Annotated in this window: 21 protein-coding genes; 16 read left to right on the top strand and 5 right to left on the bottom strand. The window is 51.8% G+C overall.

The window, feature by feature from the left end:
- Positions 1–23: 23 nt before the first annotated feature.
- Positions 24–650 (bottom strand): multifunctional acyl-CoA thioesterase I/protease I/lysophospholipase L1, encoded by a 627-nt coding sequence (gene tesA / locus IB196_RS16755; RefSeq protein ID WP_115644354.1) that lies wholly within the window; start codon positions 648–650, stop codon positions 24–26.
- Here tesA and ybbA point away from each other — a divergent pair.
- The 6 genes from ybbA (at position 618) to IB196_RS16725 (ending at position 7,868) form a co-directional block, all read left to right on the top strand.
- On the top strand, positions 618–1,304 hold the full coding sequence (gene ybbA / locus IB196_RS16750) for a putative ABC transporter ATP-binding protein YbbA (protein WP_188231739.1): 687 nt from the start codon (positions 618–620) through the stop codon (positions 1,302–1,304). The two genes, tesA and ybbA, sit on opposite strands and share 33 nt — an antisense overlap.
- On the top strand, positions 1,301–3,715 hold the full coding sequence (gene ybbP, locus IB196_RS16745) for a putative ABC transporter permease subunit YbbP (RefSeq protein WP_188231740.1): 2,415 nt from the start codon (positions 1,301–1,303) through the stop codon (positions 3,713–3,715). Before ybbA ends, ybbP begins: the two co-directional genes overlap by 4 nt.
- 188 nt (positions 3,716–3,903) lie before the next feature.
- Positions 3,904–5,037 (top strand): porin, encoded by a 1,134-nt coding sequence (locus IB196_RS16740; protein ID WP_048212385.1) that lies wholly within the window; start codon positions 3,904–3,906, stop codon positions 5,035–5,037.
- Positions 5,038–5,306: 269 nt separating this feature from the next.
- Positions 5,307–6,137: a MetQ/NlpA family ABC transporter substrate-binding protein gene (locus tag IB196_RS16735; protein ID WP_188231741.1), complete on the top strand. Its 831-nt coding sequence runs from the start codon at positions 5,307–5,309 to the stop codon at positions 6,135–6,137.
- A gap of 62 nt (positions 6,138–6,199) precedes the next feature.
- A complete protein-coding gene (gene sfbB, locus IB196_RS16730) occupies positions 6,200–7,216 on the top strand; it encodes a virulence-associated ABC transporter ATP-binding protein SfbB (protein WP_040232650.1) in 1,017 nt (338 codons plus the stop codon).
- Positions 7,209–7,868, top strand: coding sequence for a methionine ABC transporter permease (locus IB196_RS16725; protein WP_040232649.1), 660 nt, complete (start codon positions 7,209–7,211; stop codon positions 7,866–7,868). Before sfbB ends, IB196_RS16725 begins: the two co-directional genes overlap by 8 nt.
- On the opposite strand, the gene mnmH is transcribed toward IB196_RS16725, so the two are convergent.
- Complete coding sequence (mnmH, locus tag IB196_RS16720; RefSeq protein ID WP_188231742.1) at positions 7,865–8,959, bottom strand: tRNA 2-selenouridine(34) synthase MnmH; 1,095 nt, start codon at positions 8,957–8,959, stop codon at positions 7,865–7,867. The two genes, IB196_RS16725 and mnmH, sit on opposite strands and share 4 nt — an antisense overlap.
- Positions 8,960–9,028: 69 nt before the next feature.
- On the bottom strand, positions 9,029–9,955 hold the full coding sequence (gene allS, locus IB196_RS16715) for an HTH-type transcriptional activator AllS (RefSeq protein ID WP_149691401.1): 927 nt from the start codon (positions 9,953–9,955) through the stop codon (positions 9,029–9,031).
- Between the two features lie 227 nt (positions 9,956–10,182).
- On the opposite strand from allS, the gene allA reads away from it, so the two are divergent.
- The 10 genes from allA (at position 10,183) to glxK (ending at position 22,182) form a co-directional block, all read left to right on the top strand.
- Positions 10,183–10,665: an ureidoglycolate lyase gene (gene allA / locus IB196_RS16710; RefSeq protein ID WP_188231846.1), complete on the top strand. Its 483-nt coding sequence runs from the start codon at positions 10,183–10,185 to the stop codon at positions 10,663–10,665.
- A 75-nt stretch (positions 10,666–10,740) separates the two neighbouring features.
- Complete coding sequence (allR, locus tag IB196_RS16705) at positions 10,741–11,562, top strand: HTH-type transcriptional repressor AllR (RefSeq protein WP_246803255.1); 822 nt, start codon at positions 10,741–10,743, stop codon at positions 11,560–11,562.
- A gap of 84 nt (positions 11,563–11,646) precedes the next feature.
- Positions 11,647–13,428, top strand: coding sequence for a glyoxylate carboligase (gene gcl / locus IB196_RS16700; protein WP_188231743.1), 1,782 nt, complete (start codon positions 11,647–11,649; stop codon positions 13,426–13,428).
- A 12-nt stretch (positions 13,429–13,440) separates the two neighbouring features.
- The gene (gene hyi, locus IB196_RS16695; protein WP_149691398.1) at positions 13,441–14,217 is read left to right on the top strand and encodes a hydroxypyruvate isomerase; all 777 of its coding nucleotides are present in this window, start codon (positions 13,441–13,443) and stop codon (positions 14,215–14,217) included.
- A gap of 100 nt (positions 14,218–14,317) precedes the next feature.
- On the top strand, positions 14,318–15,196 hold the full coding sequence (gene glxR, locus IB196_RS16690) for a 2-hydroxy-3-oxopropionate reductase (RefSeq protein WP_003835774.1): 879 nt from the start codon (positions 14,318–14,320) through the stop codon (positions 15,194–15,196).
- 68 nt (positions 15,197–15,264) lie between these two features.
- A complete protein-coding gene (locus tag IB196_RS16685; protein ID WP_049002190.1) occupies positions 15,265–16,515 on the top strand; it encodes an MFS transporter in 1,251 nt (416 codons plus the stop codon).
- Between the two features lie 97 nt (positions 16,516–16,612).
- Positions 16,613–18,073 carry a putative allantoin permease gene (locus tag IB196_RS16680; RefSeq protein ID WP_188231744.1) on the top strand — a complete coding sequence of 487 codons (1,461 nt, stop codon included), beginning with the start codon at positions 16,613–16,615 and terminating at the stop codon, positions 18,071–18,073.
- A gap of 72 nt (positions 18,074–18,145) precedes the next feature.
- The gene (gene allB / locus IB196_RS16675; RefSeq protein WP_149691396.1) at positions 18,146–19,507 is read left to right on the top strand and encodes an allantoinase AllB; all 1,362 of its coding nucleotides are present in this window, start codon (positions 18,146–18,148) and stop codon (positions 19,505–19,507) included.
- 206 nt (positions 19,508–19,713) lie between these two features.
- Positions 19,714–21,012: a uracil/xanthine transporter gene (locus IB196_RS16670; RefSeq protein WP_149691395.1), complete on the top strand. Its 1,299-nt coding sequence runs from the start codon at positions 19,714–19,716 to the stop codon at positions 21,010–21,012.
- A 21-nt stretch (positions 21,013–21,033) separates the two neighbouring features.
- Positions 21,034–22,182 (top strand): glycerate 3-kinase, encoded by a 1,149-nt coding sequence (gene glxK, locus IB196_RS16665; protein ID WP_188231847.1) that lies wholly within the window; start codon positions 21,034–21,036, stop codon positions 22,180–22,182.
- A gap of 79 nt (positions 22,183–22,261) precedes the next feature.
- On the opposite strand, the gene allE is transcribed toward glxK, so the two are convergent.
- The gene (gene allE / locus IB196_RS16660; protein ID WP_149691394.1) at positions 22,262–23,047 is read right to left on the bottom strand and encodes a (S)-ureidoglycine aminohydrolase; all 786 of its coding nucleotides are present in this window, start codon (positions 23,045–23,047) and stop codon (positions 22,262–22,264) included.
- Positions 23,048–23,057: 10 nt separating this feature from the next.
- Entirely contained in the window at positions 23,058–24,293 is a 1,236-nt protein-coding gene (allC, locus tag IB196_RS16655; protein WP_149691393.1) for an allantoate deiminase, read from the bottom strand.
- Positions 24,294–24,310: the final 17 nt, after the last annotated feature.

Here is a 24,310-nt window from a genome sequence, read left to right as displayed (position 1 = left end):
TACCTGTCAGGATCTCCGTTGATTTACGAGTCGTGATTTACTAAAGGGGTCAATTGTTTCGCCATCCAGTCGGCAATAAACGGCTGGGCGTCACGATTAGGATGGATACCATCATCCTGCATCCACTGGGGTTTCAGATAAACCTCTTCCATAAAAAAGGGCAGCAGAGGAATATCAAACTCTTTGGCAAGCTTGGGATAAATCGCGCTAAAGGTTTCATTATAACGGCGACCGTAGTTAGCTGGCAGACGAATTTGCATCAGCAGCGGTTCGGCATTTGCCGCTTTCACATCCTGCAGGATTGTGCGCAGGGTTTGTTCGGTTTGCGCAGGCGCGAAGCCGCGCAGACCATCGTTACCGCCCAGTTCGACCAGCACCCAGCGCGGTTGATGTTGTTTCAGTAATGCGGGCAGACGGGCCAGACCCTGTTGCGAGGTATCGCCGCTAATACTGGCATTTACCACCGGTGTTTTGCTGTGCCATTTATCATTAAGCAGTGCAGGCCACGCCGCACTGGCTGACATACGGTATCCGGCGCTCAGGCTGTCGCCCAGAATAAGTAACGTGTCCGCCGCGGCGGCGCGGAAAGTTAACAGAACCAGGAACAGGAAAGGCCAATGCCAGCGGAAAACATTGTTGAAGTTCATCATCTTAAGAAATCCGTCGGTCAGGGTGATCAAGAGCTATCCATCCTTACCGGAGTTGAACTGGTTGTCAAACGCGCCGAGACCATTGCGTTGATTGGCGAGTCGGGATCGGGGAAATCCACGCTGCTGGCGATCCTCGCCGGGCTGGACGATGGCTCCAGCGGTGAAGTCAGCCTGGTGGGGCAGGCGCTGCACACTATGGACGAAGAAGCCCGGGCGCAGCTGCGGGCGCGACACGTAGGCTTTGTCTTCCAGTCATTCATGTTAATTCCGACCCTGAACGCACTGGAGAACGTTGAGCTGCCCGCGCTGCTACGCGGCGAAAATAGCGGAAAAAGCCGCGACGGGGCGAAAACGCTGCTTGAACAATTGGGGCTGGGAAAACGTCTCAACCATCTCCCGGCCCAGCTTTCCGGCGGGGAGCAGCAGCGCGTAGCGCTGGCACGGGCGTTTAACGGACGCCCTGACGTGCTGTTTGCCGATGAACCAACGGGCAATCTGGATCGCCAGACCGGAGACAAAATCGCCGACCTGCTGTTTTCTCTGAACCGGGAACATGGCACCACCCTGATTCTGGTGACCCATGACCCGCAACTGGCGGCGCGCTGCGATCGTCGTTTACGTCTGGTGAACGGACTGTTGCAGGAGGAGGCATGATAGCACGCTGGTTCTGGCGCGAATGGCGCTCGCCTTCATTACTGATAGTCTGGCTGGCGCTGAGCCTGTCTGTGGCCTGCGTGTTGGCGCTGGGTAACATCAGTGACCGGATGGAAAAAGGTCTGAGCCAGCAAAGCCGCGAATTTATGGCGGGTGACCGATCGCTACAAAGTTCGCGCGCCGTGCCGAAAGCGTGGATTGACGCGGCGCGACAGCGTGGCCTGAAAGTCGGCGAGCAACTGACCTTTGCCACCATGACCTTTGCCCAGGATACGCCGCAACTGGCGAACGTCAAAGCGGTGGATGATGTGTATCCGATGTACGGTACGTTGCAAACCAATCCGCCGGGGCTGAAACCGCAGCCGGGCTCAGTGCTGCTGGCCCCGCGTCTGATGGCGCTGCTCAACTTAAAAATCGGTGATTCCATTGATGTTGGCGATGCCACCCTGCGCATCGCCGGGGAGGTGGTGCAGGAGCCGGATTCCGGTTTTAATCCGTTCCAGATAGCGCCGCGCCTGATGATGAACATGGCGGATGTTGAAAAAACGGCGGCGGTCCAGCCGGGAAGCCGTGTGACCTGGCGCTATAAATTTGGCGGTACGCCACAGCAACTGGAAGCCTATGAAAAATGGCTGCTGCCGCAGCTAAAGCCGGAACAGCGTTGGTATGGGCTGGAGCAGGATGAAGGGGCGTTGGGGAAATCACTGGAGCGTTCGCAACAGTTCCTGCTGCTGTCGGCACTGTTAACGCTACTGCTGGCGGTTGCTGCCGTTGCCGTGGCGATGAATCATTACTGCCGCAGCCGTTACGATTTGGTGGCGATATTAAAAACGCTCGGCGCGGGCAGGGCGCAGCTGCGCAAGCTGATTATCGGCCAGTGGCTGATGGTGCTGGCGCTGTCTGGCGTGACCGGCGGGCTGTTCGGGCTGTTATTTGAGCGGGTGCTGGTGGTATTACTGAAGCCAGTTCTGCCCGGTGAGCTGCCGCCCGCCAGCCTGTGGCCGTGGCTGTGGGCTCTCGGTACGATGACCGTTATTTCTCTGCTGGTGGGGCTACGCCCTTATCGCTTGCTGCTGGCGACGCAGCCGCTGCGGGTACTGCGTCGCGACGTGGTGGCAAACGTCTGGCCGCTTAAGGTCTATCTGCCCGTAGCAACGATAGTTGTGGTTGCGCTGCTGGCCGGATTGATGGGCGGAAGTATGCTGCTGTGGGCGGTACTGGCCGGGGCTGTGGTGCTGGCGCTGCTGTGCGGCGTGCTGGGCTGGATGCTGCTTAACCTGCTGCGTGGTTTGACGCTGACCTCGCTGCCGCTGCGTTTGGCGGTCAGCCGGCTGTTGCGCAAGCCGTGGTCAACGCTGAGCCAACTGTCGGCATTTTCGCTGTCCTTTATGCTGCTGGCGTTGTTACTGGTGCTGCGCGGCGATCTTCTCGACCGCTGGCAGCAGCAAATGCCGCCAGAAAGCCCCAACTACTTCCTTATTAACATCGCCAGCGAGCAGGTGGTGCCGCTGAAAGCGTTCCTTGCTGAGCATCAGGTGATCCCGGAGTCGTTCTACCCGATAGTGCGGGCGCGTCTGACGGCGATCAATGAGAAATCGACCGAAGGCAATCAGGATGAAGCGCTTAACCGCGAGCTTAATCTGACCTGGCAGGATACCCGCCCGGATCATAACCCGATCGTTGCCGGGAGCTGGCCGCCAAAAGCGGGTGAAGTGTCGATGGAAGAGGGGCTGGCGAAGCGGTTAAACGTAAAGCCTGGCGATCGGGTGACCTTTATGGGGGATACCCAGGATTTCAGCGCTACGGTCAGCAGTCTGCGCAAAGTGGACTGGGAAAGCCTGCGACCAAACTTTTTCTTTATCTTCCCTTCCGGTGCGCTGGACGGGCAGCCGCAAAGTTGGCTGACCAGCTTTCGCTGGGAGAACGGCAACGGCATGCTGACGCAGCTTAACCGCGAATTCCCGACTATCAGCCTGCTGGATATTGGCGCTATTCTTAAACAGGTAAGCCAGGTACTGGAGCAGGTGAGTCGCGCGCTGGAGGTGATGGTGGTACTGGTCACCGCCTGCGGTATGTTGCTGCTATTGGCGCAGGTGCAGGTGGGGATGCGTCAGCGTCATCAGGAACTGGTGGTCTGGCGTACGCTGGGCGCGGGCAAGAAGCTGCTGCGTACCACGCTGTGGTGCGAGTTCGCGATGCTCGGGATGGTCGCCGGACTGGTGGCGGCCATCGGGGCGGAAACTGCGCTGGCGGTGCTGCAAACCCGCGTGTTTGATTTCCCCTGGGAGCCAGACTGGCGGCTGTGGGTTGTGTTGCCGCTTTGTGGGGCATTGCTGCTCTCTCTCTGCGGCGGATGGCTCGGTTCACGTCTTCTTAAAGGCAAAGCGCTGTTCCGTCAGTTCAGCAGTTAATTCATATTCGTGATGATTACGCACCGGTTTTTTTAAATCGGTGCGTTTTTTTCTCTATGTAGCACAAATTGATAACTCCTTGATATTTAACAGCACAGAACAATAAAAACCCGACAACACGAGTGTATTAATAAACGTTAATATTTGTATGCTGAATAATTGGCAGGCTATCTATCAAGGTACAAATAATGACTATAAAAAAAACGGCGCTGGCGGTATCGATCGGCGCAGCAGTGGCATTAACGACTTTCGCCTCCCAGGCGGAAATCACGGTCCTGAAACAAGATCCGCAGGCGGGCAACCCGCTGAGCCGTCTTAATTTCACCGTCGGCGGGAGTATTCGTCCGCAGTTCCAGAATATGGCCGGTGACGATGGTAAGAATGGCTACAAACGTAATGGCTTCGACGGTGGAACGCGTTTCCGCTTCGCTGCTGACTACTATCTGTTTGATGACATCAGTTGGGTGAGCTATTACGAGCTGGGCGTTAACTTCCCGGCGATGTTCAACTGGGACAATCACTATGCTAACGGCGCCAACGATACTACGCGTCGTATGCTGTACACCGGTCTGAAGAGCGCGACCTGGGGTACGCTGACCTTCGGTCAACAGAACAGCATTTACTATGATGTGGTGGGTGCGAAAACGGATATCTGGGACTACGACATGATCGGCCAGGCACCGGGTAACGGTATCAATGGCGACTACGACGGTTCCTATCGTACACGTAAGTCACTGAAGTATAAAAATACGGTAGGCGATGTTGATCTTTACGCGTCTTATCTGTTTAGCGATGACTACAACCCGAACAACGGTTTGCGCTACAAACGTAAAGGTGGCGGCTCCCTGGGTGTGGATTATCACATCACCGATGACCTGACCTGGGGTACGGCGTGGAACTACACCCGCGCGGAAATGCGTGGCAACACCAGCAAAACCTACGATCAAAACATCGTCGGTACTGCGCTGAGCTGGAAACCGGACAACTGGACCTTCTCAATGGGCGGCGGCTGGTATCAGAACTTCATGACTACCAAAAAAGTCTCTGTTAATGACTATTTTGCCGGTGACGCCTGGGGTCTGGAATACTTTGCGGGATACACCTTCCCGGTTGGCCAGTATGCGCTGAAATCCGTGCAGCCATACTTTATGGGTGACCGTATTGAATACGTGAATGGTCGTAACTACCTGCGTACCGACAACGGTGTGGGTATCAGCTTCCAGCTGGATTACGGTTTCCGTGTGGATTACGAACACGTCTTCACCTCCAGCACCGACAATCTGGGCGACATGAACCTGGTGCGTCTGCGTTACGACTTCTAATCGAACGCCTGCCGCCCGATGCGCTTATCGGGCCTACGAGAGCAGGGGGATCGCGTTATTTGTAGGCCGGATAAAGCACTTGTGCCGACATCCGGCTTTTTCATGCCTTCTCACATTTAAAAACACACTCTGCAACATCATGAAATAATTTCAAGGACAGCAGGTTGTGATCTGTGTCATGTTAACAATCAGCCTGTTAACAGGCCAACAAGAACAACGCCGCAAGAACGGCGTGAGACATGACACCACAACGTTAAAATGGAGAGATTATGGGATTGCGTCAGAGTTTACGCGTCGCGACCGGAGCGCTGTTACTGGCCTGCGGATTACAATTTGCTCATGCGAACAGTGACCCGCATACCATCGTATTTGGCGTCGCGCCTGGGCCGTACGGCGATATGGTAAAACAAGCCATTGCTCCTACGTTAAAAGAGAAAGGCTATAAGGTGGTGGTGCGCGAATTCAGCGACTACGTGCAGCCGAACATGGCGCTCTCCAACGGCAGCATTGATGCCAACCTGTTCCAGCACTCGCTCTACTTTGACAAATTCACCGCCGATAAAGGCCTGAAGCTGAGCAAGCTGATCGTGGTCCCAACGGCCGGGATGGGTTTTTACTCACATAAAATCAAAAGCCTGGATGAGTTGAAAAAAGGGGATGTGATCACGCTTTCCAACGATCCCACCAACCTGGCTCGCGGTCTGCGTTTCCTGCAGTCTATTGGCCTTATCACCATCAAAGATAATATCGATCCAACTAAAGCCTCCGAGCGCGATATTGACAGCAACCCGAAAGGGCTGGTGTTTAAACCGCTGGAAGCTGCACAGCTGCCGCGCACGCTGGACGGCGTGACCGGCGCGCTGGTCAACGGTAACTTTGCCGTGGCGGCAAAACTGGATCTCGCCAGCGCCATCAAGCAGGAACACCTGGATGAAAATCTGAAAAATATCATCGCGGTACGCAGTGAAGATGCGGATAAACCGTTCGCCAAAGATATTGTTGAGGCGGTGAAATCTCCGGCATATCGCGCGGTGATAGACGATCCGAAAAATATCTACAGCGCCTTCCAAAAACCGGAATGGATGTCGGCAGCCCAATAATCGCTGCGCCAACGGTTTAACAGGGCAGCGATGACTGCCCTTTTCGCATTTCTGAGGTGGCTATGATTGAGATAGAAAAGGTTTGCGTGGACTTCGCCGCAGGCCGTGGACCATCAACCCGGGCGGTTGATGATGTCAGCTTGCGCATTGGCGCAGGTGAAATATTTGGTATTGTTGGGACCAGCGGCGCGGGAAAAAGTACGCTTCTACGTACCCTGAATGCCTTAACGCGTCCGAGCCAGGGAAGCGTAAAAGTGAACGGCGTGGAGATCTCTGCGCTCGAGGGGAGTCATTTACGCAAAGCGCGTCAGCGTATCGGGATGATTTTTCAACATTTTAATCTGATGCATACCCGTACCGTGGCGCAAAACGTTGCGTTCAGCCTGAAGGCTGCGGGTTGGGAGCGTAGTAAAATTGGCCCGCGCGTCAGCGAAATCCTGGCGCTGGTGGGACTGTCTGATAAGGCGAGTCGCTTTCCTGTCCAGCTCAGCGGCGGGCAAAAGCAGCGCGTGGGTATTGCCCGTGCGATTGCCAATCACCCGGATGTGTTGCTGTGTGATGAACCGACTTCCGCGTTAGATCTGGAAACATCGGCCACCATTCTGGCTCTGCTCAAACAGATCAACCAACAACTGGGGATCACGATCGTGCTGATCACTCACGAGATGAATGTGATCAAATCCATTTGCGATCGCGTGGCGGTAATGTCCGGCGGCAAGGTGGTGGAGTCAGGTGAGGTGTTTGATGTCTTTGCCCACCCGCAGCACGCTTTTACTCAGCAACTGGTGTCGCATACCCTCAATCTGACGCTACCCGAGCGCCTGCGCCAGCATCTGCCCGGCCAGTTGCTAAAAATTCTGTTCATCGGTGATTCGGCGGAACAGCCGGTGCTGTCAGAAGTGGCGGTTAAATTTGGCGTGGCGGTGAACATTCTGCACGGCAAAATTGAATATATCGGCGAACGTGCGCTGGGGATTCTGGTGGTGCAACTGACCGCGCCGCATAACCCTTCTGCGGTGGATGTCGCCGTGGAACATATTCGTCAACGTACTGCACAGGTGGAGGTGATTCGTGGATGATTTATTGCCGGATTTGACGCTGGCGTTTAATGAAACCTTCCAGATGCTGAGCATCTCTACGCTGTTGGCGATTGTTGGCGGCCTACCGTTAGGGTTTCTTATTTTCGTCACCGACCGCCATTTATTCTGGCAGAACCGTTTTGTGTATCTGCTCAGTTCCGTACTGGTGAATATTATTCGTTCGGTACCGTTTGTGATCCTGCTGGTGCTGTTGCTGCCGCTCACCCAGTTTTTGCTCGGCAATACCATTGGACCGATTGCGGCGTCTGTTCCTCTGTCGGTAGCGGCGATTGCGTTTTATGCCCGACTGGTCGACAGCGCGCTGCGCGAAGTCGATAAAGGCATTATTGAAGCGGCGGAAGCCTTTGGCGCCAGCCCGATGCGTATCATCTGCACCGTGCTGTTACCGGAAGCCAGTGCGGGTCTGCTGCGTGGGCTGACGATAACGCTGGTGAGTCTGATCGGTTACTCCGCAATGGCCGGGATCGTTGGCGGTGGCGGGGTAGGCGACCTGGCGATTCGCTTTGGCTATTACCGCTACGAAACCCAGGTCATGATCGTCACCGTGGTAGCGCTGATTATTCTGGTGCAGGTCGTGCAGGTGCTGGGCGACTGGCTGGCGAAACGCGCGGATAAGCGCGATCGGCATTAATGCGCCTGGACCCAGTCAGCCACGTCCTGCCATGAGCCGCGGAAGACAATTTTCGCGGCTTTCTTTTCCAGTTGATAGCGATACATCGGGTCGTAATATTCATTGAGCAACGGCACCAGCCAGCCCATATGCGCGTCAGTACTGCCGTTGGCTTGTTGCTCTTGCAGGGCGACGTCGAGCAGTGCTGTCAGCTCTGCGAAGCGCTGTAATCCCAGACGGCGGCGGATGGCGAACAGACCGTGATGCAGATAGTCACAGTATTCCTGCCAGCCCTGAGTTTCCCCGTAAACGTGGGTGAAATCGTGGTGCATACGGACAAAATACTCTTCGCGCAGTCGCCCCAGGCGTAGCTCAAAAGGATCGTCCACCACCGCAATGGATGCCTGAGTCATACGATCACGCAAACATTCGGGCAGATGATTGGCACCAATCATGCGGCCTTCATCTTCCAGTATCCACGAACGCAGATCCTGACGGCTGTCGGTTTTCAGCATTTCGACCGCCAGCAGGTTTTCGAAGCTCGCCTGGCTGAGCTGTGGTTCAACGGTTCGACCAAAAGAAGAGCCGCGATGGTGCGCCAGACCTTCAAGGTCAATGCCGTTCGGCTGCTGTTGCACCAACTGCGTTTTACCGTTCCCGGTACAGCCGCCAATTAAGACGATCGGTTTTTGCACCAGTTCTTCAGTGAGTTGAATCGCCGCCTGACGCAATGCTTTATAACCGCCGTGTATTAGCGGGTAGTCAGTACCGGACTCGTGCAGCCACTGCTGCACGATGTGCGAGCGCTGGCCGCCGCGGGCACAGCACAAGTATCCCTCAGGATGCTGGCGACAGGCTTCCAGCCAGGCATTCATCCGCTGCTGGCGAGTCTCGCCACAGACCAGTTGATGGCCAAGCGCGAGGGCGACCTCAGACCCCTGACGTTTATAGCAGGTCCCGACTGCGGCGCGTTCGTCATCGTTCATCAGGGGAAGGTTGATTGCGCCGGGTATCGCACCCTGTTGAAATTCGACGGGGGCGCGTACATCGATTAAAGGCGTACCGGCGAGCAGAATCGCGCGATAGTCCTGTACTGTTTGTGTGTCTTGCATAGTAAAAAACGAAACCTCAAATCATCCTGCGTACCATTTTACGCGCCAAATGAGAGGATGACTTGATTTTCAATCGCGTGAGTTGTTGAAAATTGCTAAAAACCCGGCAATTTCAGGCTTTCGCTGGGTAAACAGCGTCACAATATCTTCAACGGCCTTACCCGCGCCGAACTTATGCCAGGCAAGGCTTAAGGGGGAAGGAGGACGCATAGTGGGGATGATGTTGCTGACCAGATGCCCGCTATCCAGTAAAGGCTGGCATATCGGTTGCGGAACGAATCCAATGCCCACTCCTGCAAGATGCGCTGCGAGCTTGGTTTCCATGTCCGGGACGATGATCTCTTTTTGACCGGGAAGGCGCCACGCGACCCGTTTACTCAGAGTCCGCGCGCTGTCCTCAATGTTAATTGCCGGAAAATGGCGCAGTTGGGCTTCTGTTAATGGACCGCTCGCGTCCGCCAGCGGATGATCTGCTGACATAACAAATCGCCACTGAACAGAACCTAAAGGATCGAGGGTAAAGGTGTTGGCCATCGGTTCCGTGCCGGTAACGCCGATAGCCAACGAGAATCCTTCATACAAGAGTGAATCCCACACGCCCATATAAATTTGCCGGGAAAAGTGAAACTGAGTAAAGGGATAGCGCGCGTTAAGCCAGGATAACAGACGAGCGACGGCTTCAGGGCTGTACAGCAGGTTGTTAACCACAATATTCACCTGGCGCTCTACGCCGTCGTTCACTTGCTGCAATTCGCTGGGCATGCTGTCCAGCCAGGCGAGCCAGTCTTTTGCCTGTGAAAGAAGGTGAGACCCTGCGGCGGTTAACGTCACGCTTCGGGTTGTACGAAAAAACAGCGCGACGCCGGTGTTTTCTTCCAGAAGCTTAATACGGTAGCTGATGGTGGCTGTGGTTTTACACAAGCGCTCCGCCGCCCTGGAGAAACTCCCCGTTTCGGCGACGCCGATAAAGGTACGCAGTGTTTCCGGGTCAAACATCGTCAGCTACTCCCTTAATGATCTTCTACAAGCCTGATTTCTTGTTCTCTGATTTATAAGTATTTTTACATAATGTCCTTGTTCAAATTGTGGTCTAAATCTAGTTTTGGAAAATTTTTCCAATTTTTGTGTTGATGTTAAATCACGAAGGTTTTAGATTGCATGGTATTGAAGCCGCTATGTGTTCTGGTCGCGGTTCAGCGGAATTCAGTTACAAGGAAATAATGATGAAACTTGAGGTCTTACCGTTAAATCAGCACACGTTCAGCGCCTATGGCGATGTCATCGAGACGCATAAACGTGATTTTTTTCATATCAATGATGGGCTTGTTGAACGTTATCACGATCTGGCCAATGTGGAGATCCTTAATCAGGATCGCACCCTCATCAGTATCAATCGCGCGCAACCGTCAGCAATGCCGATTGTTGTGCATGAGCTGGAGCGCCACCCGTTAGGCACCCAGGCATTTATGCCAATGAATGGCGAAGCGTTTGTGGTGATTGTCGCACTCGGTGAGGACAAACCCGACCTTTCCACCTTAAAAGCCTTTATCACCAATGGCCAACAGGGCGTGAATTATCATCGAAATGTCTGGCATCACCCGCTGTTCGCCTGGCAAACCGTCACCGATTTTCTGACGGTCGATCGCGGCGGCAGCGATAATTGCGATGTTGAAAGTATCCCGACGCATGAGCTCTGTTTTGCGTGACGCTTTCGGCCTTCTTGCTTAATATGCGCATATTGTTCATTGTTTATGCTCATATTTTGGGCCGGAGTAAACGTAGTGGAGACGGAAGTAAGACGGCGCGGCAGGCCTGGACAGGCGGAGCCGGTTGCGCAGAAAGGCGCTCAGGCGCTTGAGAGAGGCATTGCGATTTTGCAGTACCTCGAAAGAAGTGGAGGCAGTTCGTCAGTGAGCGATATTTCCGCCAGTCTGGATTTACCGCTCTCTACGACCTTTCGCCTGTTGAAGGTTTTACAGGGTGCTGATTTTGTCTATCAGGACAGCCAGTTAGGCTGGTGGCACATCGGTTTAGGCGTATTTAACGTGGGCTCCGCGTATATTCATAATCGCGACGTCTTGTCGGTAGCCGGACCGTTTATGCACCGATTAATGCTGCTGTCAGGCGAAACGGTTAATGTCGCGATTCGCAATGGCACCGAAGCGGTGTTGATTGGTCAGAAGGAGTGCAAATCGATGGTCAGAATGTGCGCACCTTTAGGCAGTCGTATGCCGTTACATGCTTCCGGCGCGGGAAAAGCGCTGCTTTATCCGTTGATGGAAGAAGAGTTAATGGACATCGTCGTGAAAACGGGGTTACAGCAGTTTACGCCGAACACGTTGGTGGATTTTCCTACTCTGCTGCGCAATCTGGAACTGGCCCGTGAGAATGGCTATATCGTCGATCACGAAGAGCATGTTATTGGTTTGAATTGCATCGCATCAGCTATCTATGACGATGCAGGCAGTGTCGTTGCTGCCATCTCTATTTCGGGGCCCGCATCCAGACTGACGGAAGATCGTTTTATCAGTCAGGGGGAGCTGGTACGGGATACTGCACGAGATATCAGTACGGCGCTGGGTTTAAAAGCCCCCGTAGCTTAAGTCGCAACCCGCTCAGAGGAGCGGGACTTTTTTGGATTTTTTCAAAATTGGAAAGTTTTTCCAATAAATAGAGGTAGAAAGAAAATGGCAAAAATGAGAGCCGTTGACGCGGCAATGTATGTGCTGGAAAAAGAAGGCATCACCACCGCATTTGGGGTTCCGGGGGCGGCAATTAACCCGTTCTATTCCGCAATGCGTAAGCACGGAGGCATCCGTCACATTCTGGCTCGTCACGTTGAAGGCGCTTCCCATATGGCGGAAGGCTATACGCGTGCGACGGCAGGAAACATTGGCGTCTGCCTTGGCACCTCTGGCCCGGCAGGCACTGACATGATCACCGCGCTGTATTCCGCTTCTGCCGATTCTATTCCTATTTTATGCATCACCGGCCAGGCGCCTCGCGCTCGTCTGCATAAGGAAGATTTTCAGGCTGTTGATATTGAATCTATTGCCAAACCGGTCAGTAAAATGGCGGTAACGGTGCGTGAAGCCGCACTGCTTCCCCGGGTTTTGCAGCAGGCATTCCATGTCATGCGCTCTGGTCGTCCTGGTCCGGTATTGATCGATTTGCCTTTTGATATTCAGGTTGAAGAAATCGAATTCGATCCAGACATGTATGAACCGCTGCCAGTCTACAAGCCTGCGGCCAGCCGCAAACAGATTGAAAAAGCGCTGGAAATGCTGATTCAGGCTGAGCGCCCGGTCATCGTGGCTGGGGGCGGGGTGATTAATGCTGATGCCAGCGCACTACTGCAACGCTTTGCTGAATTAACCCACGTACCGGTAATTCCTACGCTGATGGGCTGGGGATGCATCCCGGACGATCATGAGTTAATGGCCGGAATGGTGGGGTTGCAAACGGCGCATCGTTACGGCAACGCCACGCTGCTGGCCTCCGATATGGTGTTCGGTATTGGTAACCGTTTTGCTAACCGACACACCGGCTCCGTCGCGAAATATACCGAAGGTCGCAAGATCATTCACATCGATATTGAGCCGACGCAAATTGGCCGCGTCCTGTGTCCGGATTTAGGTATCGTTTCGGATGCCAAAGCCGCGCTGACTTTGTTGATTGACGTTGCTCAGGAGATGCAGAAAGCCGGCCGTTTACCTTGCCGGAATACCTGGGTTGATGAATGCCAGCAGCGTAAGCGGACGCTCCTGCGTAAAACCCACTTCGACAATGTCCCGGTTAAACCGCAGCGTGTGTATGAAGAGATGAATAAAGCCTTTGGCCGTGATGTCTGCTATGTCACGACCATTGGCTTATCGCAAATTGCCGCCGCGCAAATGCTGCACGTATTTAAAGATCGTCACTGGATCAACTGTGGTCAGGCAGGCCCACTGGGCTGGACGCTGCCAGCGGCATTAGGGGTTTGTGTGGCCGATCCGGCGCGTAATGTTGTTGGGATTTCTGGTGATTTTGACTTCCAGTTCCTGATCGAAGAGCTGGCGGTGGGCGCGCAGTTCAACATTCCTTACATCCATGTACTGGTCAACAACGCCTATCTCGGCCTGATTCGTCAGTCGCAACGCGCTTTTGATATGGATTACTGCGTCCAACTGGCGTTTGAAAACATTAACTCCAGCGAAGTAAACGGCTATGGCGTCGATCACGTCAAAGTGGCAGAGGGACTCGGCTGTAAAGCCATCCGCGTATTTAAACCTGAAGATCTTGCTCCGGCCTTTGAACAAGCCAAAGCACTGATGGCGCAGTACCGCGTGCCGGTTGTGGTCGAAGTGATCCTTGAGCGCGTGACCAACATCTCTATGGGCAGCGAGCTGGATAATGTCACCGAGTTTGAAGAGATTGCCGACGGTGCGATGGATGCGCCAACCGAAACCTGTTTTATGAAATACGAATAGAAGGGGTGACAGATGTTACGTTTCTCAGCCAATCTTTCCATGCTGTTTCTGGAATACAGTTTTCTTGAACGCTTCGATAAAGCGGCACAATCGGGGTTTCGTGGCGTAGAGTTTATGTTTCCCTACGATTACGACATTGATGTATTAAAGGAAAAACTGCAGACCAATAAGCTGGAGCATACGCTGCACAATCTCCCGGCAGGAGACTGGGCAGCGGGTGAACGCGGTATCGCCTGTATTCCGGGTCGCGAAGAAGAATTTCGCGATGGTGTCGCGGCAGCTGTTCGCTATGCGAAAGGGCTCGGTAATAAGAAGATCAATTGCCTGGTGGGTAAAACACCTGCGGGATTTTCTGCCGAACAGATCCAGCAGACGCTGGTGGAAAACCTGCGCTATGCGGCAAATATGTTAGCGAAAGAAGATATTTTATTGCTGATTGAGCCGATCAACCATTTTGATATTCCTGGATTCCATCTCACCGGGACCCAGCAGGCGCTGGCTTTAATAGATAGCGTCGGTAGCAATAATATCAAGATACAGTATGACATTTACCATATGCAGCGCATGGAGGGGGAATTAACCCAGACCATGACCACATGGGCAAATAAAATAGGTCATTTGCAAATTGCCGATAACCCTCGTCGCGGAGAGCCGGGGACTGGTGAAATTAATTATGACTTTATTTTTAAGTTTATCGATAAATCAGGTTATGACGGATGGGTTGGTTGTGAATATAAACCACTAACCACCACCGAAGCGGGATTATCGTGGATTAATCAATATCGATAATTTGTAAGGAATTTCAGGCATCGCCATTTTTTCCACTTTGCTGGAAGGGGATCGTGTTGCCTGAATTCGGGAAAACCGACAGAGATATATGAGGTTAAAAATGAAACTGGGATTTATTGGCCTGGGTATTATGGGTTCGCCAATGGCTGTCAATCTGGCTCGCGCCGGACATCAATTGCATGTCACGACCATTGGTCCGGTTGCGGACGAATTGCTGTCATTGGGGGCAGTTAATGTTGAAACTGCGCGTCAGGTAACTGATTTCGCAGACATCATCTTCATAATGGTTCCCGACACGCCGCAGGTAGAAGAGGTACTTTTTGGCGAACAGGGTTGTGCCAAAACCGTATTGCAGGGAAAAACCATTGTCGATATGAGTTCTATCTCTCCTATCGAAACTAAACGTTTTGCGAAACAGGTTAATGAATTGGGCGGGGATTATCTCGATGCGCCCGTCTCTGGCGGGGAAATTGGCGCTCGCGAAGGTACTTTGTCCATTATGGTTGGCGGTGAGCCAGATGTATTTGCACGGGTCAAACCGCTATTTGATATTTTGGGTAAAAATATCACGCTGGTTGGCGGTAATGGTGATGGTCAAACCTGTAAGGTGGCAAACCAAATTATCGTTGCCTTAAATATTGAAGCGGTTTCAGAGGCGTTAGTCTTTGCTTCGAAAGCTGGCGCGGATCCTGTTCGTGTACGTCAGGCATTAATGGGCGGATTTGCCTCTTCCCGTATTCTGGAGGTTCATGGCGAGAGGATGATCAAGCGCACATTTGAGCCCGGTTTTAAAATTGCATTGCATCAAAAAGATCTCAATCTTGCATTACAAAGCGCCAAGGCATTGTCATTGAATTTGCCTAATACGGCAACCTGTCAGGAATTATTTAACACCTGTGCCGCGAATGGGGGAAGCCAGTTGGATCACTCGGCTATGGTTCAGGCGTTGGAATTAATGGCAAATCATAAATTGTCATGAACATTCGTATCGCTGCGCTCACTGCAGCGATACATTTTAATCAGACACACTTTGGGAAGGTGCATGTCATGAGTGAAAAGAAAACATCCGGTATTGAATACTGGAAGAAGATTGTCGTCGTAATGAGTCTGGGCTGGGTGGCAATATGGATATATCGAACCGTGCTCACACCTATTTATCCTGAGATTCAGGCATCGCTGGGCAATGTCAGCAATGCTGAAATTGGCGCCATCGCCAGTTTCTATTTTTTCGCCTATTGCAGCATGCAAATTCCCTGTGGAATTCTGGTTGATAAATTTGGCCAGAAAATTATGCTGATGTGTGGGTTTACACTGTTTATTATTGGTACGCTGAGTATTGCAAAAGCCACTGGACTGGTGATGATCTATGCCGGTTCGCTAATGGCGGGAGCGGGCTGCGCCTCGTTCTTTAGTTCTGCGTATTCACTCTCTTCGGCAAATGTCCCACAGGCTCGCCGGGCGCTGGCTAACGCCATTATTAATAGTGGCTCAGCAATTGGGATGGGAATCGGGTTAATCGGTTCCAGCGTGCTGGTAAAAAGCATGAGCATGGCCTGGCAAAATGTGTTGTTCCTGGTTGCTGCCATTCTGGTGGTGATGCTGTGCGTATTCATTCTGGTTATCCGTGGTAAGGCAAAAAATGAAGTACCTGCTGCAGACCAGAAAATTCAAACGGTAACGGCGTCAGAAGAAAAGAGCCCGCCGCTGTTTTCGGGTCTGCTATGTAGCGTGTACTTCCTCTACTTTTGTACCTGCTATGGCTATTACCTGATCGTGACCTGGCTTCCGTCTTATCTGCAGACTGAAAGAGGGTTTGATGGCGGCGCAATTGGGGTGGCCTCGGCGCTAGTCGCCGTAGTGGGTGTCCCGGGCGCATTGTTCTTTAGTCATCTGTCCGATAAGTTTCGCAACAGCAAAGTCAAAGTCATTCTTGGTCTGGAAATTATGGCTGCCGCAATGCTGGTATTTACCGTGCTATCGCCGAATACCACTATGCTGATGGTCAGCCTGACTCTGTACGGTTTACTGGGCAAAATGGCGGTCGATCCGATTCTGATCTCCTTTGTTTCAGAGCAAGCGTCGTCAAAAACGTTGGGCAGAGCATTTAGCCTGTTTAACTTCTTTGGCATGAGCTCAGCGGTTATTGCGCCAACATTAACCGGATTTATTTCTGATTTGACTGGCTCTAAAGAAATAAGCTTTGTGATCTCCGCTTGTCTGGTTGTTACTGGAACGCTTATTTTTGCGGCCGTTACGTTATATAAAAAGAAAGCAACGACAGTCATTGCTTCAGCATAAAAACATAATTAAAACGATTTAACTTATTTCTTGATTGTTTTTGTTCCGCATAGCTAAACCCATTACAACGTTATCCGATACGTGACAAGAGGGATTTATGGAACATCAAAGAGATCTATACCAACAACGTGGTTATAGTGATGATTTATTACCAAAAACGGCCGAGCAACGAAACTGGAAAACATTCAACTATTTTACATTATGGATGGGTTCTGTGCATAACGTACCTAATTACGTTATGGTTGGCGGATTCTTTATTCTTGGGCTTTCTACATTCAGCATCATGCTGGCTATTATTATTAGTGCATTGTTTATTGCGTTAGTTATGGTAATGAACGGTGCAGCAGGAAGTAAATACGGCGTACCTTTTGCCATGATTTTGCGTGGTTCGTATGGTGTCCGTGGAGCGCTGTTCCCTGGGTTATTAAGAGGGGGGATTGCCGCAATCATGTGGTTCGGTCTACAGTGTTACGCCGGATCGCTGGCCTTTCTTATTTTGATTGGCAAGATATGGCCTGGGTTTTTAACGTTGGGCGGTGACTTTACCTTATTGGGACTTTCTCTGCCGGGGCTGATTACATTTCTTATTTTTTGGCTCATTAACGTCGGTATTGGTTTTGGTGGTGGTAAGGTATTAAACAAATTTACCGCAATCCTCAACCCCTGTATTTATATTGTATTCGGCGGGATGGCGATATGGGCAATATCACTGGTAGGAATTGGACCGATTCTGGACTACATTCCCAGTGGTGTGCAAAAGGCAGGCAACAGCGGATTCCTGTTCCTGGTAGTGATTAATGCAGTCGTTGCAGTATGGGCCGCTCCGGCGGTGAGCGCATCCGACTTCACGCAAAATGCCCACTCATTTCGTGAACAAGCATTGGGGCAGACGCTGGGGCTTATTGTCGCATACGTGCTATTTGCCATTGCCAGCGTGTGTATTATCGCTGGAGCCAGCATTCATTACGGCATGGATACGTGGAATGTGCTGGATATCGTCCAACGCTGGGACAGCTTATTTGCTTCATTTTTTGCAGTGCTGGTTATTTTGATGACGACAATCTCTACTAATGCTACCGGTAATATTATTCCAGCTGGTTATCAGATTGCCGCTATTGCACCCACTAAATTAACGTATAAAAACGGTGTATTGATCGCCAGCATTATTAGTTTGCTGATTTGTCCGTGGAAGTTAATGGAGAATCAGAACAGTATTTATCTGTTTCTGGATATCATTGGTGGGATGCTCGGTCCCGTTATTGGGGTTATGCTAGCGCATTATTTTGTCGTGATGCGCGGTAAAATTAATCTTGATGAATTATATACCGCCAGCGGTGATTACCAATATTATGAAAACGGATTTAATCTGACAGCCTTCTCCGTAACGCTAGTGGCAGTCATTCTTTCACTGGGGGGTAAATTTATTCCTCTCCTCGAACCGTTATCGCGAGTGTCGTGGTTTGTTGGCGTTATTGTCGCATTTATCGCCTATGCCTTGCTGAAGAAAAGAACGGTTGCTGAATCAGCCGGAGCGCAAAAAGCCACAGGGCAGATGTGATGAAATCAGTAAGCGCTTATTTAAGCGTGAGTTATTTATAAAAATTATCTGTATCCATACAAGGAGTTCGTTATGTCTTTTGATTTAATTATTAAGAACGGTACTGTTATTTTAGAAAATGAAGCTCGCATTGTTGATATTGCCGTCCACGCTGGAAAAATCGCCGCCATTGGCGAGAATCTGGGGGAGGCGAAGCAGGTTATGGATGCGACGGGTCTGGTAGTTTCACCAGGTATGGTTGATGCGCATACCCATATCTCTGAGCCGGGCCGTACACATTGGGAAGGCTATGAGACCGGAACGCGTGCCGCGGCAAAAGGCGGTATCACCACGATGATCGAAATGCCCCTCAACCAGCTGCCAGCAACGGTGGATCGTGAAACCATCGAACTGAAATTTGATGCGGCTAAAGGCAAGTTGACTATCGATGCTGCGCAGCTTGGCGGTCTGGTCTCATATAACCTCGATCGTCTGCACGAGTTGGATGAGGTCGGTGTCGTCGGCTTCAAATGCTTTGTTGCCACCTGCGGTGACCGCGGTATCGATAATGATTTCCGTGATGTTAACGACTGGCAGTTCTACAAAGGCGCGCAGAAGCTGGCGGAAATGAATCAGACGGTACTGGTGCATTGCGAAAACGCGCTCATCTGTGACGAGCTTGGCGAGGAAGCTAAACGCGAAGGTCGCGTCACGGCGCATGACTATGTGGCCTCACGCCCGGTGTTTACCGAAGTGGAAGCGATTCGTCGCGTACTGTATCTGGCGAAAGTTGCTGGTTGTCGCCTGCATGTCTGCCATATCAGCAGTCCGGAAGGCGTGGAAGAAGTAACCCGCGCCCGTCAGGAAGGTCAGGATGTGACCTGCGAATCTTGCCCGCATTATTTCGTGCTGGATACCGATCAGTTTGAAGAGATTGGCACCCTGGCGAAATGTTCTCCGCCGATCCGCGATCTGCAAAATCAGCAAGGTATGTGGGAAAAGCTGTTTAACGGTGAAATTGACTGCCTGGTTTCCGACCACTCTCCATGCCCGCCGGAAATGAAGGCTGGCAATATCATGCAGGCGTGGGGCGGCATCGCCGGACTGCAGAGCTGCATGGACGTTATGTTTGATGAAGCCGTGCAAAAACGCGGTATGTCGTTGCCGCTGTTCGCGAAATTGATGGCAACCAATGCCGCCGATATTTTTGGTCTGAAGCAGAAAGGACGTATCGCCCCGGGTAAAGATGCCGACTTTGTCTTTATTCAACCCGACAGCAAATATGTTCTGAAGAACGAAGACCTGGAATATCGCCATAAAGTCAGCCCGTATGTAGGCCGTACAATTGGCGCGCGCATTACGAAAACCATTCTGCGTGGTGATGTTATTTATGACATTGAGCAGGGTTTCCCGGTATCGCCTAAAGGTCAATTTATCCTTAAACATCAACAATAATGTGATGTGAATTAATGCCCGTCAAGTTGGCGGGCATTCTCTATTTTAAGAGCCTATCCCATTAGGCAATTTTATTTGCCATTTTGACCCTGGGCAGTGCTCACAATCCTCACGTACTGCGTGTACGCTCCGGTTGTTCCGCGCTGTCCGTGACCAAACTGGCTGCACCAATATACGCCTACTGGGATAGGCTCTAAGGTATGAATATGCTTCCTGTTATTAACCGCGAAAGTTTGTTGTCCGGCTTTCAGTGGTTTTTCTTTATTTTTTGTAATACGGTCGTGGTCCCGCCAACGCTGGTTTCTGCTTTTCATCTTCCTGTCAGCAATCTGCTAATGCTCACGCAGTACGCTTTTTTAACAACGTCGCTGGCCTGTCTGGCGCAGGTAATTTGTGGCCATCGCCGCGCCATTATGGAAGGACCCACCGGTTTATGGTGGGGAACGATTCTGACGATTACCCTGGCTGAGGCATCACGCGGGACACCGCTCAATGATATTGCTACCAGCCTGTCCGTTGGCATTGTGATTTCCGCTGTACTGACGATGATTATCGGCTTTAGCGGCTTAGGGCATCGATTAGCCCGGCTTTTTACCCCAACGGTGATGGTCTTTTTTATGCTGCTGCTCGGTGCGCAACTGACCACCATCTTTTTTAAGGGCATGTTGGGATTGCCCTTTGGTATTGCGGATACCAGCGTCAAAATTCAACTGGCCCCCTTTAGCCTGGCCGTTGCCGTGATGTGCTTTATCCTTGCGATGATCATCTTTTTACCACAGCGGATCTCGCGCTATGCCCTGTTGGTGGGGGCGATAGTGGGATGGGGGCTTTGGCGATTGTGTTTTCCATCAATGACCTTGCCGGCTGGTGATTCAAGCTGGCAATGGTTTCCGTTAGGTAGCCACGGCAAACTGTTACCAGGCATTATTTTGACGGCCGTTATCACCGGTCTGGTGAATGTCAGTAATACCTATGGCGCAGTGCGCGGCACGGACGCCTTTTATGCGCAGCAAGGCTCCAGCAGTTCGCGTTATCGCCGCAGTTTTATTATTTCCGGTTTTATGACGTTGGTGACAGTCCCTTTTGCCGTTATTCCATTTTCACCTTTTGTCTCTTCTATTGGCTTGTTAACACAGACCGGCGACAGCTCGCGAAAATCATTTATTTGCGGCAGTGTATTATGTTTATTCGTGGCGATAGTGACGCCGCTAACCCGCTTATTTTGCGCCATTCCGCTGGCGATCAGCAGTGCTGTGATGCTGGTTTCTTATCTTCCGCTGCTCTATTCCGGTCTGGTTTTTAGCCAACAAATCACATTTACCGCACGCAATATTTATCGACTGGCGCTCCCGCTATTTGTCGGCATTTTTTTGATGGGGCTGCCTCCGGTTTATTTACAAGATCTTCCGCTGACGATTCGGCCATTACTGAGTAATGGCTTGTTGGTGGGGATTTTACTGGCGGTGCTTATGGAAAATCTCATTCCATGGGAACGCATTAAATAACATGATGAAAAAGGATTGATGATGAAAATTGTAATTGCGCCAGATTCATTTAAAGAGAGCTTAAGCGCTGACCAATGCTGCCAGGCAATTAAAGCCGGATTTTCAGCCATATTCCCGGATGCAGAATATATTTGTTTGCCGGTTGCTGATGGCGGAGAGGGAACTGTAGATGCAATGGTGGCGGCGACAGGCGGAAAAGTTATCTCTGTGGAAGTCTGCGGGCCGATGGGGGAACCGGTTATGGGATTTTATGGCCTGACCGGGGATGGTAAGACCGCAATTATTGAAATGGCGGCGGCGAGTGGACTGATGCTGGTCGAACCGCAGGCGCGCAATCCACTGCTGGCCTCAAGTTACGGCACGGGTGAACTGATTCGCCATGCGCTGGATACCGGTATTCGTCATATTATTCTTGGTATTGGTGGGAGTGCGACGGTTGATGGCGGTATGGGGATGGCCCAGGCGCTTGGCGTTCGTTTTCTGGATGCGCAAGGTGCGTCATTAAGCGCTGGGGGTGGGAGTTTGTCTCGCCTTGCGCGCATCGACCTGCAACACTGCGATCCGCGGCTGAAAGCGTGTCGCATTGACGTCGCCTGTGACGTTGATAATCCGCTGGTTGGCCCGCGCGGCGCGGCAAGGGTATTCGGCCCGCAGAAAGGGGCGACGCCGGAGATGGTTGAGAGGCTGGAAGCAGGGTTACTCAACTATGCCCGTGTGCTGCAAACGCTGACCGGCAAGGATGTTGCTCAGGTGGCGGGCGGCGGAGCGGCTGGAGGAATGGGGATTGCTGCGGTTCTCTTCCTGCGGGCCAGCATGAAACCCGGGATCGAGATTGTGCTGCAGGCTGTACAGCTGGAGCAGGCAATCCAGGACGCGGCGCTGGTTATCACCGGCGAAGGGCGTATTGATTCGCAAACGGTCGGTGGCAAAGCGCCAATCGGTGTCGCGTCGGTAGCCATGCGGCATCATGTTCCCGTGATCGGCATCGCCGGGGTGTTGGGCGAAGGTGTAGAAGTGGTTCACGATCATGGTATCGATGCGGTGTTCAGTATTCTGCCGCGACTCGCACCGTTAGCAGAAGTGCTGACAAACGGCGAAACCAATCTCTATCACTGTGCGCGTAATATCGCTTGTGCGATGAAACTGGGTCAGGCGGTGGCTCTGCGTTAAGCATAAAAAAAGCCACGGTATACACCGTGGCAAAACCCAACATAGCTAAATAAAAAAGTATCAGGAGGACTGTACGCCGTTAGATCTCAACATCCCGGTTGCAATCTTTGGAATAGATGTAGCTGAATGCTTCGCCACGGCCCACTCCGTATCCGGCCTGCAGGGAATAAGCGCCCATAAAGATGTAGTCGCCTTTTTTCACCGGGATCCATTGATTGTCGAGGTTATAAACGCCCTGACCTGAAAGAATATAAGCCCCGTGTTCCTGGACATGCGTTTCGATATAACCGTGGCTTGCGCCCGGCTCGAATGACAAAATGTGCATATTCATATCGAAGCCCAATTCTTTAGGCAGGAAATCCAGCAGGATCACGTCCTCCATGTCTTCGTAATGGATACGTTCTAACTGATTGGCGTTACCGGAGACCAGCCACGGCGAATGACCCACTACAGGCGTATAACGACGTTTGTATAAAAATAGCTGACTGTCTTCAGCCTGGGCATTACTAAAGGTGAGCAGCTCGCCAGGTGGGCAATACAGATATCCTCCCTGCGTTAAAGCAAATGTTTTACCTTCCGCTTTTGCCTCAATTTTGCCGGAAATAACATAGACGAACGTTTCAACGCCCTCGCCGCCGAAACCGCTCTGGTTGCCACCGCTTTGGTGAACCGTCACCAGATAATCAACAAACGACGCGCCCAGTTTCGGCGTTGAGAGGATGGTGACGTCACAGTTTTCAAAACCCGGAATGATATTTTTAACCAGTCCATCAGGGGTTAAGAGGGCGAAGTTACCGTGTTTTACAATTGCGCGGTTAGCCAGTAAATCATTGCGGTAACCCGTGACGTTATTCAGATATCCCATTGTTGACTCCTTATTTCTGCCAGGCAAGTTGATGAAGCATTAATGCCAGAGTTTTGACCCCTTCGGCAAGGTCGTTAATATTTGTGCGTTCAGCGGGGTTATGGCTGATACCGTTAATGCTGGGCATGAAAATCATGCAGGTCGGCACACGGGGAGCAAAAATCTGCGCATCATGGCCGGCGCCGCTGTGCATCACACGGTAGTTCAGTTGTTCCTTTTCACAGAGTTCGGTGAGGGTAGCGACCAGTTTGCTGTCCATCGGAACCGGCGTTTCGTCCATCCACAAATCAATATCAATACCGATATCCATTTCATCGCAGATGGCGCGCATGTCATTTTCCAGCTGCTGAGTAAAATCACGCAGCACTTCGGCGTCGGTATGACGGCAATCGATGGTGAAAGTCGTTTTTCCTGGCACCACGTTGACGGTGTTTGGCTGCGGCTCAACTTTGCCAAAGGTCAGTACCAGAGGATCGCCATGTTTCCTGGCTTTTTCAATCGACTGGCTACAGATACGGCTGAAGGCGTAAACAGTGTCGCGACGATAGCTCAGCGGCGTTGTGCCTGCATGGTTGGACTCGCCGTTTAGCGTGACTGTATAGCGACGCTGACCGACAATCGCGCTGACGACCCCGATGGACTGACCATTGCTTTCAAGCACGCACCCTTGCTCGATGTGTAATTCAACAAAAGCTTTGATGTCACTGCGCGCGTGAAGCGGTTCTGCGGGGAGGGTAAAGCCGCAGGTGTTCATTGCATCAACAAATCGCGTACCTTTGGCGTCCTGGATGTTGCGCACGTCATCGGGATTTGCCAGCCCGAAAATGTTCTTGCTGCCCCAGAAGACATACGGGAAACGGCTGCCTTCTTCTTCTGCCATCGAGACCACTTCGACCGTTTTCAGCGGTGCGCCGTAGGTGGTCTTAAGCCAGTCAATTGCTAACCACGCCGCCAGCGCGCCAAACTGACCGTCAAGATTGCCGCCGTTGACGACGGTATCAATATGCGAGCCGCTTAAAATGACCTGTTCCGGGGATTCGCTCCCGCGCAGGCGACCGTATAAATTACCCACTTCATCAAAGCGTGTTTCCAGGCCGCTGGCATCCATACGCTTTTTAAATTGCTGTTGTGTTTCAAGCCATTCTGGCGAATAAAGCAGGCGCGTCATCCCACCGGATGGATCTGCGCCAAAGGAAGAGAGCCAGGGAAGGGTTTCTTCTATTGCGTGACGAAAATGATTAATCATATGAAATTCCTGTTTCA

This window comes from Citrobacter sp. C6_1 (genome assembly GCF_014596835.2).
Classification (GTDB): Bacteria; Pseudomonadota; Gammaproteobacteria; order Enterobacterales; family Enterobacteriaceae; genus Citrobacter; species Citrobacter pasteurii.
Note: the sequence above shows the minus strand (reverse complement) of the source record. Positions and strands in the feature narration are given on the sequence as shown.